The organism is Desulfoplanes sp. PS50 (assembly GCF_053851535.1).
Genome location: NZ_JBSPZA010000004.1, coordinates 130,831 through 143,661, shown reverse-complemented (window position 1 = coordinate 143,661; position 12,831 = coordinate 130,831). Strand labels below are relative to the sequence as shown.

Below are 12,831 nucleotides of genomic sequence, written 5' to 3'. Positions count from 1 at the left end.
GAACTCCTGTTTTACGCGATCCACTTCTTCGCGAACACTTTTTTTGTTCATCGTTGCCATGGCCCGTACTATAACACAGGTTTTTTCGACCCTCTGAGATGGCCTGTGCTGGACGAACTAGACGTCTTGCAATAATTTTAACGATTTTGGATTGATCTCGTGAGTATGGGCCTCCTATTGCCCCATCCTAGCCTGTTTTTCAGACTTCCTAAAGTTTGAAATTTTTTCCTCGAAAAACCTGTCAAGCTTTTTTTTAACTTTTTTCAAATTTTTTGAGGGGGTAAGTAGTTACCTATTTTATACTTATAGGGAAATATGTTCTAGAATACAGAATTCAGAATTTAAAAAATTTAAGAAATTATAACCGGTTAAAATACACGTCTTCAATTCCTTACAATTCCTAAAATCTCTCAAATCTCTCAAATCTCTCAAATCTCTCAAATCTCTCAAATCTCTTAAATCTCTAAAATCTCTAAAATTTCAAAAATTTCTTCCTATTTTTTCCTCAGCAGCAGCGCCATGGTGGTTCCCTGTCCCTTTCTGCTGTACACCTCGACACTGCCTCCCATCTCCTCGATGATCTTCTTGGTCATGGCCAGACCCAGGCCTGATCCGGTCTCCTTGGTGCTGAAAAAGGGACTGAAGATATGCTCCATATCTTTTTCATCGATCCCTGTGCCCGTATCCGTGACCTCGATAGAGACGTAGGTGTCATCATCGCGAGTGGACACAGTGAGTTCCCCGCCCTTGGTCATGCTCTCGATGCCGTTTTTGACCACGTTGATCAGACATTGTTTGACGGCCTCACCCCTTCCATGGACGGACGGGAGGTCCCGGGTCAGCTCCATCTTCAGGCGCACCCCCTGTTTTTCACACCCCATACCCATGACCTGCATGGTCTCTTCAACGATCCGGTTCACATCGACCGCATCCTGCTTCTGGGGAGTGGGCCTGGAAAAATTAAGAATGCCCCGCAGTATGGTATCCAGCCGTTTGGATTCATCCAGGATAATCCGGATCTTTTTCTGAACAGATTCAGAAAGCGTGTCATTTTTCAGCAGGGATCCGGCAAATCCTCCAATGGATACCAGAGGATTGCGGATTTCATGGGCGATATACGCAGCCAATTCCCCCAAAGCGGCCATTTTTTCGGATTGCTGGAGCTGCTTTTCCATGTGTGTTCTCTTGGATATATCCCGGTGCATCTCCAAAAAAGAAGTTACCTTGGATCCATTTTCCACAATGGGGTACACATAGACCCTATAATAATTGAATTTTCCCTTGGGGTCGATATGTACATGCATTCCCTCGCTCTTGGCTGTGGTTTTCAGGGCCTTGTCAAAGGGATCGGCTTCCTGATCATCCCAGGATTCCATACTTCCGTCCCAGACACTTTCCCTTGGCTTGCCCAGAAAAAACTCACGGGAACGGCCCAGGCGGTCGCAGACATTTTTATTCACATCGAGAATTTTTCCATGGGTATCCACAAAAAGAATATCATCCGTGATTTCATCCAACACTGTCCGAAGCATCGACTGAACCGATGACAGATCACTCTGGCAGGAGGGGCAGAGTTTCTCTCGGGATACGAGATCTTCGAGAATGGACACGACCCGGGCATCCACCAGGGAAACACTCGGAGGGATCTCCCTTCGCACCTGGGCGAGAAGCTCAAGATCATCCTCGAGAACCACCAATACATTCGTTTCAGGACGACGCAGGAGCAGACTCGGAACATCCTCGACCCTGTCCATGCCGAGATCATCAAAGACTGAAGCATCGATATCCTGACCGGCCCCAACGATCCCTGTCAGATCGAATTCCGAAGAGAGTTCCCCGTATGCTTGTTCAGCACAATCACGCAGAAAATTTTTCAATTGCGGGTGGTACCCCACCATCCCGATATGGATCAACGGACTGTGTACCGCCATGATCTATCCCTCGATGTTGCGTTATCCATCCTCCTCGACACTATCGGGATGGAGAGAAACATGGTTTACGGATATCGTGTGATCCCTGGGGTGGCAATACATAATGAAACCTCATGCAAAAAAACGATCATTTCATGATGAAACCGACGCCATGTCTTGATCTTCCTGATCGTTCAGCGCATCCGCAGGGCCCTGATCCGTTCCACAACAGGGGGATGGGAATAATGAAACGCAACATAGCAAGGATGGGGAGTGAGGTTGGACATGTTGTCCGCAGCGAGCTTTTTCAGGGCCGTGACCAGATCCTCGGGATCATCGATATGCTGCGCCGCATACGCATCGGCCTCGTATTCATGTTTTCTGGAAAAATATCCACTCAGCACCCCGATTACCAGGGCTATGGGGGTATAGAGAAGAGCAAAAATGACCAGGCCCGTATACACGGATGGCTCGTTTACACCAAAGGCTGTGGCCAATTCCCGTGATCCCATGACCTGGGCCATGATCCAGAAGACCATCCCGGTCTTGAAAATGCCGATAATCAATCCCTTGACCAGATGTCTGCATTTGTAATGCCCGGTTTCATGGGCAAGAATGGCCACCAGCTCGTTGACCGGGTGCTTTGCAACAAGGGTATCAAAAAGAACGATCCGCTTTTTGGACCCGAACCCCGTGAAAAAGGCATTCGACTTGGACGATCGCTTTGACCCGTCCATGACAAAAATACCGGAAAGGGTGAACCCGACCCGATCCGCGAACCTGACAACCGCCTCCTTGAGCTCGCCCTGTTCAAGGGGAGTGAATGTGTTGAACAGGGGGAGAATGAATCTGGGAGCGATATATTGCATGATGATCATAAACGCCGTGGTGAATCCCCAGCACCAGATCCAGGCCCGATCTCCCGCACCCATGAACAGCCAGAGCACCCCGCCAAGAAGAATGCCGCCAAGAACAACGCTCAACACATATCCCTTGAGCCGATCCAGCCAGAAGGTGGTCATGGTTGTGGTGTTGAACCCGAACCGTTCCTCGAGCACAAAGGTATGATACAGGGAAAAGGGAATGGACAGAAAATCAGCAACCAGGCCGAGCAGGCCGAAATAAACGAGTCCGGTAACAAGGGGGGAAAAACCAAATGATCGAACCATCTCGTCCAGCCAGCCGATCCCTCCCAACATGATGAACAGAATCAGGATCACATAGTCAAAGGTTCCCTTGATCATGGAGAATCGGGATTGAGCCCGCGTGTACTCCTGGGCCGTGACATATTCCTTCGGGTCCAGAATATCCTCGAATCCATTGGGAATATCAGGTGAAAGACAGGAGATATTCTTGCATTCAAGAATAAGATCCAGGATCCAGGCAAGGGTCAGACAAACAAGAACAATCAACAGGTAAACATTCATGTATAGGGTTCCATTCGCTTCCAAACAGAATCAGCGCGGCCGTTTTGTGGAGCGCCGCGCTGACAGGGTGCCAGGATATATTGTACCTGTATAAAAATTTTTAGAAAAGATCTGTTGCAGGGCGACACGCCTTTTGCAGCGCAAAGGCATCGGCAACGGGTTCACAGGTCAGGGTACCTTTATACATGTTCAGACCTCGCATCAGGGGACGGCTTTCGGCACAGGCCCGTTCGACCCCCTTGTTAGCCAGCTGCAGCCCGTATCCGATAGTTGCGTTATTCAGGGCAAAGGTGGACGTCCGGGCATAGGCCCCGGGCATGTTGGCCACGCAATAATGGATGATCCCTTCTTCATCGTAGATCGGATTGTCATGGGTGGTCGGAAAAGATGTTTCCGTACATCCGCCCTGGTCAATGGCCACGTCCACGATGACCGCGCCCGGATGCATGGAGCGAAGCAGGGAGCGGGTCACCAGTTTGGGCGCCTTGGCGCCGGGAATGAGCACCGCGCCCACGACCATATCGGCCTGGCCCAGGGCCCGCTCGATGTTGATTGTATCGCTGTACACCGGAAAAACATTGGCGGGCATGATGTTTCCCAGATGTTCCAAAATGGTATGATTGATATCCAGGATGGTCACCCGGGCACCCAGACCCGCTGCAACACGCGCTGCATTGGCACCCACGGTTCCACCGCCGATAACGACTACATCTGCCGGAAGAACCCCTGGAACCCCTGTGGCCAGAACGCCTCTTCCTCCTCGAGGACGCCCCAGATAAAAGGCCCCCATAATGGGTGCCATCCTTCCGGCAACCTCACTCATGGGTTTGAGAAGCGGTAAAAGCCCGTTGTCTTCCTGAACAGTCTCGTAGGCCAGAGCGGTGATCCTGCTGTCCATGCAGGCCCTGGTCAGTTTCTCGCTCGCTGCAAAATGAAAATAGGTGTAGATAAGCTGTTCCGGACGCATCAGGGGATACTCAGCCGGCAGCGGTTCCTTGACCTTGACGATCATGTCGGATTGTTCCCACACATCAGCGGCCTTTGAAATAATGGTTGCCCCGGCCTGGATATATTCCTCATCAGCTATGTCCGATCCCTGGCCGGCACCTTTTTGAATGTACACGGTGTGGCCATTGTCCACGTAGGCATGGACCGAGGCAGGGGTGAGGCCGACCCGATACTCGTGATTCTTTATTTCGGTAGGACAACCAATATTCACGACACCCTCCAGGAGGTAAAAAACAACGAATAAGCGCTCTTTCCAACGATCGAAATTTAAAACGAATCACCAAAAGAAAGAGACATGATCTTTTGGAGTTGACTTTTACTCACCCCGAGTCGGGAAAACCAGGCAAAATGTTCCTTCATAAACACCAGACTATCCTGGAAATCATTGCCTGAACAGGGCTCCAGAGTAATAGTCGGTGTGAGGTCCATGATTTCCAGGGTCGAAAAAACCTCTTCCCAGGGAACGGTTCCGTTACCAAGCCCCTGATGTCTATCCCTGATCCCGCAATTGTCATGAAGATGCATATGTCCGAGATATGGACCGAGTTCCTGAAACCACATCCCCAGATTCTTGCTGTTGGCCCCCCGGGCGAACGAATACCAATGTCCTATGTCCATGCAGAAGGCGCAAAGCTCGTTATGAATTTCCGAGAGAAAATCATACATCACTCCGGGTTCCCGGGAATAGACATTTTCAAAATAGACGCAGGGATGGTCCGGCCATACAGAAAGGACGGAACGCCAGGAATCCACGGCAATGGATGACCATTCGGAAAAACAATCGGCATAATGCTCTAAAAAACCTGTATGGGCCACGAGATGAACAGGATCATACAATCGGGCCACCTCAAGAGCACCCTGTAAGCGTTTGACTGAAGCCTTGCGGATAAGTGGGTCGGGACTTCCAGGATGGAGGTCGAAGAAGGGCAGATGCATGGCACAGGTCAGCCCGGCCTTGCGGAATTCACCGGACAGAAAATGATGATATCCCTCGTCCAGACTGTCCAGGGTTTTGGCGTCAAGCCCGATCTCAATACTCAGCTTCGTGCTGACACAAATATCGAAAACATGTTTGTTGTGAGCCAGCAAATGCATGGGTAGGGCAACAAAAAAAGACATATATTCCGACCTCGTTGTTTGCGTGAACTCAAATGATGTGAAGAGCTGTTTGAAGTATTTTCTCTTCAATCACCTGTCATCAATTGATTGTTGGCATGGATTGCTTTTTCAGAGCCGGCCAGGAATCCGATACCAATGATTCGGAGACATGAATCTGCATGGTGTGAATGGGCTTGAAATCCCTGGCTTGATAGACACTGATCACATGGGACTCGCCGGGTTTCCATATCAGATCCTGGTGGGCAGAAACCGGCCAGGAATCGACCATGATCATGGTTTCATCACTATTTCGCTGTGTCCAGACATCATTGATCCGATAGGTTCCAGCACGAACAGCCGCCTCGTTAGATGATGTGGAAACAATGGTTCTGCTATTTTTTCCATCTTTAAATTCCACCGCCTTGACCGAATGGGGAACCACCCTGAACATGAGCACATCTTTACCTGTCCCGGGTGTTTCTCTGACGGCACGAAACTGCCAATGGGAATCGGTTTCCTCATCCAGATATCTGGTCATGAAATTGGCCTTGCCAACCATTAACGGGGTCCCTGCATCTTGACCGTCGTTGTTTTTCATATCACTCACAAACCCTTTGATATTTAGAATTTCGTTGGGTTTACCGTGCCAGATCCCCTCCATTATCAACTGATCACCCTCAAACAGATCCACCGTGGTCCCCGAAGGGCTGTAGTGAATCTTATCATTGACTGAATAGACCCATATGGAATTATTTGTAGAATTTTTGCTGGACCATTTTCCCTCCCAGCTCACAGGAATCTGACTGACGATCTTGCCATCAGCCACAACTATCAATTTTTTGAAAGGTTCAAGGGGAATATACTCACTATGTAAGAGATTATACCCCTCTCTTCCTTGAGCGTAAACAGCACACTCTCTGTGGGTTTTGAGTTGCATCCCCGCTTCCATGGAGACAGTAAACGGCGTATAGGCAGTCAATTTCACAGGACCATTGTCAATGCGTTTTCCATTGATGCGCAAAGCAAGCTGAGATGTATACCATGATGTTATTTCATTATCACCGATCTTAGGGATCGTGCAGGAAACCCCGAATTCATCCAAAAATTCCCTGACCACTTCGATCTGATGTCTGACCTTCCATTCGAGATCCATGATATCCTTACTGACCTCAACAGCCAACGCCGGAATGTGCAGTTCATTGACCGCATAAAAACTCAGTGATTTTTGCTGCTCGGGATATCTGGTACGTGATGAGAAGGTATTGGTATTAAAAAGTTTGAATCTCCATTTTTGAGGAACAATATCGCTATTGATCCTGCCCAGAACATTTTGAGCCATTCTGGCCAGAAAAATTTTTTCCTCAAACACATCAGTATCGATGATCACTGACTGTCCATACCGGTGGGGTCCACGCAGATTGTCAATATAGGTCGGATTGTAGAATCCGCTTCCCTCATGGAGATGAATGAACCCATCGCATTTGCCGATGAGAAATCGAATGGCCCGGGCCAGCCGATCCTCGAAATACTCATCGTAGTCTTTGTCAAAACGGCGATTCAGATCCACATTGCAGGCACGGCGATTCACATTGATGGATGGAACGTCAGCCCTAGGAACGACAATGAGGTTTCCTACCTGAACCTGGGTGCGACTGAGTATCTGCCCGGCAATGAATCCGGCAATCTCATCGCCCTGAATGCCTCCCTGGATCATGATAGTGGGACCGGGACGTTCTCCCTGGATGAAATGTACCCGCAGAGGATACTGGGTATTCTCAAAAAAGACGTATTCTCTGTGCTCTGATTGACCTCCCAGAGAAAGCCCGGGAAGAAACAAAATCAGTATAATACTAGAGAAGAACGTCAGAAAGGGGAAATGTTTCACTGAACACCGGTCTGTGTTGGGGATGGTTGATGGTGATGCGGATACCGAAAATATCATTTTTTGAATAGGACTCAGGTATTGTAACCCGTACCCTGTATTGCTTCATTCTTCGAAGTTCAAAAAACATCTCCTTTTCAGAATCAAGCCTGTGCAGATCTCCATTGACTGTAACAAGATGTAATTTAACATCCCCTTTGAGGATTTCCCTGTCATCCTGATTTCGCTTGTTGATATCAAAGGATATATTCATGCTGTCTTTGGACAATCTGACCTGTACGTTATTGGCAATCAATATCCGCTTATCAATAGCACCGAGAACTTTTTTAAGATTAATGGGCGGCTCGTCGGTTTGATTGGCCTGTTGTTGTCCAGAAGCAACAACTATCGAGGTCATATCTTCATTACTATCTTCCTCGAGAAGCAATTCAATATTACGAAGCCTTTTCAATTCCATTTGATGGGCAGTAATCGTCCTTTGCATTTTTCTGAGTTCGGAAGACATGCCCCGGTTCTCTTTCCAGAAATACAATCCACCATATATACCAACTCCAGCGCAGATCACGAGCAGAATGAGAAAATACACAACTATCTTGAAAACAACAGGATGAAAACGCAATCGTCTCACATTGCTGTCATCACGCATGATAAGAATACTGAATTTCTTACTGCTCATGAACCAAGCCTCTTCCAGGTCTCAGATACAATCTGCCAATCGTCTTCATCTGTTCGTTGCACCACAAGCTCCTTGATACCCTTATCAGTATACCCGTTTTCCGAACTGTATTCCTGGACAAACGTTATACGGGTAGAGGTCGTTCCCATTGTTACAACAGGAGATCCCAGAACAATCCGTGTCGGCTTTTTTCCTTCCCGTACAAGCTCTCTTTTATATGCACCAATAGCCTCTGCCCCCTGCAAATTTCCCTGCACGGCATGCGCTGCATAATATTCAATATAGCGATCTATATTTCCTTCCTGCCAGGCGGTTCGCCAATTTTCCAGCCATGTTTTGAGATCGCTGGTCAACGCTTTTGTATACAGTTCATCAAGACCGGTTGAAAAATGGAACCATTCACTTCCAATAATCTTCCATTCTCCAAGGGAAGATTTTTTCCAATACAACCGTTTGACACCTTCGGAGCGAAATCCCGGAGCGATATACAGCTGATTGAAATAGGTGACGCTATATTCTTCTCCAGCAATACATTTTATATCATCGATGACTACATCTATCCATTTGTATTTTATAAATAAACGTTTTTTGTGATCAGTAAATTTTTGGGAAAAATATTCAGTGTCATAAAACGAAAAAAAGCGAGGAGATTTTTTATCCCAGGATTGAGCCCAGAGCCTGGTCAGGGCAATGAGTTGCTGACTGGTCTCTTCATTGCCCACGAACTCTTCACTCCATGCCAGGGTGTCGCTGATGACGACAGGCGTGCTCTTGATACGAACATCCGGTTGTAAGGCCATGATATCATGATTGTTCAAAGCCACACACCCATTTGTCTCGCGGGGTGTGATGGGTTTCCCCCTGCCATGTATCCAGATTCCGTGACCAGTCTTTCCATTGGCCTTGTCGACGGGATTGGGAAAATTGAGAACAAAGGCCAAATTCCCGTATAAACCGAAATCGAGTCCGTTATCCTTTTTCCCCTGCACAAAATAGATCCCTTCCGGGGTTTTCATGTCTCCTTCCCGGATCTTGTCGCCAAGGACCTTTCCGGTTGTACAGGGGATCTCGCGAACCAGATCGAGATTGTTGGATTCGATGTTTTTGCGAAAATAAAACATGGTCTGCCTGTTCTTATCCACAGCAAACAACGAGTCTGGCCCGTGAGGTCCTGCCGGTAAATCAAGGGCAAAACAGGAACATGGTAGAAAAACAATCCACGCTCCCAAAAGGAAAAAAAGAGATAGAAGACAACGAGATCCAATCATGATTGCTCAATATCAGGGGTTTTGATCTGAGAAGACAGAACACACAACCAATTTTTCAACCAGTACGGCCCGCTCGGAGCAAAGAGGCCCGAGTGAATATGGACTCGAGCTCATAGCCGGCCGTGGACAAGGCTTCAGATCCTCCCTGTTCACGATCGAGCACACAGATGACCTGAGCGACTTTGAGTCCCTCGTCCTCAACACGTTTGCATGCCGTGATCAGACTTCCCCCGGTGGTGACCACATCCTCGAGCATGCATACATGATCGTTGGAAGAAAAATTCTTCAATCCTTCCAGATACTGATTGGTTCCATGCCCCTTGGAGGTCTTGCGGACAATAAATCCGGGAAGCGGCATCTTCCTGATATGCGAAAGCACACTGACCGCGGAAACCAGGGGATCAGCTCCGAGGGTCATGCCGCCAACGCCACGGATATTTCCGTGCCTGGCGATCATGTCCAGAAAAATGTTCCCGATAAGCCATCCCCCTTCAGGATCGAGGGCGGTTTGTTTGCAATCGAAATAATAATCGCTCTTTTTGCCGGAAGTAAGAACAAAGGAGCCTTCCATATAGGATTTTTCCAGAAGCAGCTCGGCCAGACGGGTGAGCATGGATGGAGTATTGGTCATCATAATTCCGGATAGGTTAGCGGGTTGACTCATCAAATACCCGGGAAAAAATCATCTCTTCCTGGCGCAGATAATACGAAGGGTCGAAAATCCTGTCCATGGTTTCGGCAGAAAGAAGCTCCTGCATGGCTGGATCCTGGCGCACGGTTTTTGGAAAAGAAACCTTGTTCTGCCAGCAATGCATGGCCAGCTTCTGGACCATTTCATACCCCTTTTGTCGTTCCAGCCCGGCATCCACCAGGGCCAGAAGTACACGCTGGGAAAAATAGATATCAAAGGAGCCGTGAAGATTGCGTTCCATGTTTTCAGGAATGATCCGCAGGTTGGTCACCAGGGTATCGAGCCGGTGGATCATGTAGTCGATAAGAATGGTCGAATCGGGCATGATCACCCGTTCCACCGACGAATGGCTGATGTCCCGCTCGTGCCACAATGCGGTATTTTCCATGGCGCTGACACTGTTGGTCCGGATCAGTCGGGCCAGACCGCAAAGATTTTCTGCAGAAATGGGATTTTTCTTGTGCGGCATGGCCGACGACCCTTTCTGGCCTTTTGAAAATCCTTCCTCCACCTCCAGCACCTCGGTACGCTGCAAGTGTCTGAGTTCGATGCACAACCGTTCGATGCCTCCGGCAATCAGGGCCAGGGAGGTAAAGTACTGGGCATATCGGTCACGCTGGACAATCTGGGTGGAGATGGGATCCACGTTCAGCCCGAGGAGGTCACAGGCAATGGATTCCACTTCGGGATCCAATTGGGCATAGGTTCCCACAGCCCCGGATATCTTGCCCACCCGAATGGATTCAAGTGCATCCTGCCAACGTTTGTGATGCCGTTTGAATTCGGCATAGAATCCGGCCATTTTCAACCCGAAACTGGTGGGTTCGGCATGGATCCCGTGGGTCCGGCCCATGGCCATGCGTCCCTTATGGGTCATGGCCTTGTCCTTCAATGTGGCCAGAATCAGGTCCAGATCCCTGGCAATCATTTCGCCCGCACGGACCAAAAGCACCCCGTTGGCCGTGTCCACGATATCCGATGACGTGCAACCGAGATGGATGAACCGGGATGCAGGACCGACCTTTTCCTCGACAGCGGTCAAAAAGGCGATCACATCATGTTTGGTGACCCGCTCGAGTTTCAGGATGCGATTCACATCGAAATCCGCCTTCTCGCGGATGGTCTGCATGGCTTCCTCTGGAATCCGCCCCAGACGTGTCCATGCTTCGCAGATGGCTATTTCAACTTCCAGCCATACTCGAAATTTGTTTTCCAGGGTCCACAGTGAGGCCATTTCCTCACGGCTGTATCTCTCTATCATTGTCTATCCATTGGTTTTCTTGGAGCCCGAAGGTACGGACCCGTTGTCATGATATCAAAAAAAAGGCAGCCGTAGCTGCCAGGGTCCGTCATGGACCTAAAAAAAGGATGCAGGAAATGCGTACGATCCGAAAAAAGGGATTCTCGGGAAGAACCATTCTGATAAGGTGTGGGTCTGGATGTCATGACAACGCATCGTATATCCATCTACCCGTCCCCGGGCATTGATCCTTGCACACTGCAACAAGCCGCATCTATTTGTTGGCAGCCTCCTTGGCTTCCTTGATACGCTGTTTGAGACGTTTCTGTCTGCGTTGGCGGCGACGATCAAGTTCCTTTTTACGTTCGATTTTTTTGTGAGCCATGGTATGTAAGCCTCCTGAAGGAATTTTTTTCTGAAAAAGAAGGTGATTCAATAACCAAAGAAGGTCCTTCTTGTCCAGCAATTATGCCCTGCTCAAATGGTCACCAGATTATATGAACGCCTCCCCATACCCAGGCTTTGGGCGTGTTCAAGAACATGGATTCCGTTGCCGTGGGGATGGATGGCTGCGAACTTGTCCTCCCCCGGGAGAATGTCTTTAGGCAGAGCGCTTGGATGCAGCCCGGGTGCCTGATTGATCAGATCCATACAGGCCTGATCCAGAGCGACCGGGTCCAATGAGGCGGCAATGCCCAGATCCGGACAGATAGGAGCATCGCTAAACCCTGTGCAATCGCATCCGGGTGAAACATGGGTGATCCAAGTGATGTGTACACAGGGACGATTTTTCGTCTCCACCACGGCCGCGGCATATTCAGCCATGCGTTCCAGAAAGACAGGGATCTCCACATCCCAATTTACGCTCAGCCCCTGGTGTCTGCATACAGAGAGACAGGCGGCGCATCCCACACATTTTTCCGGATCGAGGTCGATCTTGTTGTCCTCTTTGAGAAACAACGCCCCGGGTTCACACACGGCAACACACCCTCCGCATCCGGTACAATGGTCTGGATGTACAAGGGGTCCCATGCCGCAATGTTGCTGCATCTTGCCCTTACGGGTGGCGCATCCCATGCCGAGATTCTTGATGGCTCCGCCAAATCCTGCCAGATCATGGCCCTTGAAATGGTTGAGGGTCACGAGCATATCCGCATCCACAATATCCCCGGCCACAAAACAGGTGGAAAAATGGGATCCTGATGAGGGGATTTCCCGTTCATTCCCGCTTTTCAGACCATCCGCTATAATAACCGGGGCCCCGGTGACATGGGGGGTGAATCCATGTTTTGCAGCCCGGAGATGATGGGATACGGATTCTCCGCGTTCACCGATGTACAGGGTATTTGTATCGGTTAAAAAGGGACTGCCTCCGGCCTTGCGGATGAATTCGACACAAGGGGCGGTCAACAGCGGGGAGATGAATCCTGTTGTTCCGGCTTCTCCAAAATGGATCTTCAATGCGGTCAGATCACCTGGATGAATATATCTACCCAGGCCGACGATTTTGAGCAGTTTTTTCATCTTCAGATGAAAGGGCATTTTTCGACTGGTCTTCAGATTCCAAAATACGACTTGGCTGGTCATTGAACGGTCCTTGTTCTATGCTGTGAGGATGCGTGTTCTGACTG

At 49.1% G+C, this 12,831-nt stretch carries 10 protein-coding genes; all 10 read right to left on the bottom strand.

Annotated elements, in window-relative coordinates:
• Positions 1 to 494 precede the first annotated feature (494 nt).
• Complete coding sequence (locus ACTVJH_RS03275) at positions 495 to 1,931, bottom strand: two-component system sensor histidine kinase NtrB (RefSeq protein ID WP_455987416.1); 1,437 nt, start codon at positions 1,929 to 1,931, stop codon at positions 495 to 497.
• A gap of 173 nt (positions 1,932 to 2,104) precedes the next feature.
• Entirely contained in the window at positions 2,105 to 3,337 is a 1,233-nt protein-coding gene (locus ACTVJH_RS03270; protein ID WP_455987414.1) for a M48 family metallopeptidase, read from the bottom strand.
• 100 nt (positions 3,338 to 3,437) lie between these two features.
• Positions 3,438 to 4,556, bottom strand: a complete 1,119-nt coding sequence (gene ald, locus ACTVJH_RS03265) for an alanine dehydrogenase (protein ID WP_455987412.1) — start codon at positions 4,554 to 4,556, stop codon at positions 3,438 to 3,440.
• A gap of 56 nt (positions 4,557 to 4,612) precedes the next feature.
• Entirely contained in the window at positions 4,613 to 5,464 is an 852-nt protein-coding gene (locus ACTVJH_RS03260; protein ID WP_455987410.1) for a sugar phosphate isomerase/epimerase family protein, read from the bottom strand.
• Positions 5,465 to 5,543: 79 nt separating this feature from the next.
• The gene (locus ACTVJH_RS03255; protein WP_455987408.1) at positions 5,544 to 7,385 is read right to left on the bottom strand and encodes a M99 family carboxypeptidase catalytic domain-containing protein; all 1,842 of its coding nucleotides are present in this window, start codon (positions 7,383 to 7,385) and stop codon (positions 5,544 to 5,546) included.
• Positions 7,294 to 8,001, bottom strand: coding sequence for a hypothetical protein (locus tag ACTVJH_RS03250; protein ID WP_455987406.1), 708 nt, complete (start codon positions 7,999 to 8,001; stop codon positions 7,294 to 7,296). Before ACTVJH_RS03250 ends, ACTVJH_RS03255 begins: the two co-directional genes overlap by 92 nt.
• Positions 7,998 to 9,269 carry a L,D-transpeptidase Cds6 family protein gene (locus ACTVJH_RS03245; RefSeq protein ID WP_455987404.1) on the bottom strand — a complete coding sequence of 424 codons (1,272 nt, stop codon included), beginning with the start codon at positions 9,267 to 9,269 and terminating at the stop codon, positions 7,998 to 8,000. The genes ACTVJH_RS03250 and ACTVJH_RS03245 overlap by 4 nt, the downstream gene beginning before the upstream one ends.
• Before the next feature lie 55 nt (positions 9,270 to 9,324).
• Positions 9,325 to 9,900: an orotate phosphoribosyltransferase gene (gene pyrE / locus ACTVJH_RS03240; RefSeq protein ID WP_455987402.1), complete on the bottom strand. Its 576-nt coding sequence runs from the start codon at positions 9,898 to 9,900 to the stop codon at positions 9,325 to 9,327.
• Between the two features lie 16 nt (positions 9,901 to 9,916).
• Positions 9,917 to 11,221, bottom strand: coding sequence for an adenylosuccinate lyase (gene purB, locus ACTVJH_RS03235; protein ID WP_455987400.1), 1,305 nt, complete (start codon positions 11,219 to 11,221; stop codon positions 9,917 to 9,919).
• A gap of 456 nt (positions 11,222 to 11,677) precedes the next feature.
• Positions 11,678 to 12,787, bottom strand: a complete 1,110-nt coding sequence (locus ACTVJH_RS03230) for a DUF362 domain-containing protein (RefSeq protein ID WP_455987398.1) — start codon at positions 12,785 to 12,787, stop codon at positions 11,678 to 11,680.
• Positions 12,788 to 12,831: the final 44 nt, after the last annotated feature.

What these genes read in the sequence shown, in the direction of transcription:
- ACTVJH_RS03275 (WP_455987416.1), bottom strand. Translation starts at nt 1,931, where the DNA reads ATGGCGGTACACAGTCCGTTGATCCATATCGGGATGGTGGGGTACCAC.
- ACTVJH_RS03230 (WP_455987398.1), bottom strand. Translation starts at nt 12,787, where the DNA reads ATGACCAGCCAAGTCGTATTTTGGAATCTGAAGACCAGTCGAAAAATG.
- purB (WP_455987400.1), bottom strand. Translation starts at nt 11,221, where the DNA reads ATGATAGAGAGATACAGCCGTGAGGAAATGGCCTCACTGTGGACCCTG.
- pyrE (WP_455987402.1), bottom strand. Translation starts at nt 9,900, where the DNA reads ATGACCAATACTCCATCCATGCTCACCCGTCTGGCCGAGCTGCTTCTG.
- ACTVJH_RS03270 (WP_455987414.1), bottom strand. Translation starts at nt 3,337, where the DNA reads ATGAATGTTTACCTGTTGATTGTTCTTGTTTGTCTGACCCTTGCCTGG.
- ACTVJH_RS03260 (WP_455987410.1), bottom strand. Translation starts at nt 5,464, where the DNA reads ATGTCTTTTTTTGTTGCCCTACCCATGCATTTGCTGGCTCACAACAAA.
- ACTVJH_RS03255 (WP_455987408.1), bottom strand. Translation starts at nt 7,385, where the DNA reads ATGATATTTTCGGTATCCGCATCACCATCAACCATCCCCAACACAGAC.
- ACTVJH_RS03245 (WP_455987404.1), bottom strand. Translation starts at nt 9,269, where the DNA reads ATGATTGGATCTCGTTGTCTTCTATCTCTTTTTTTCCTTTTGGGAGCG.
- ACTVJH_RS03250 (WP_455987406.1), bottom strand. Translation starts at nt 8,001, where the DNA reads ATGAGCAGTAAGAAATTCAGTATTCTTATCATGCGTGATGACAGCAAT.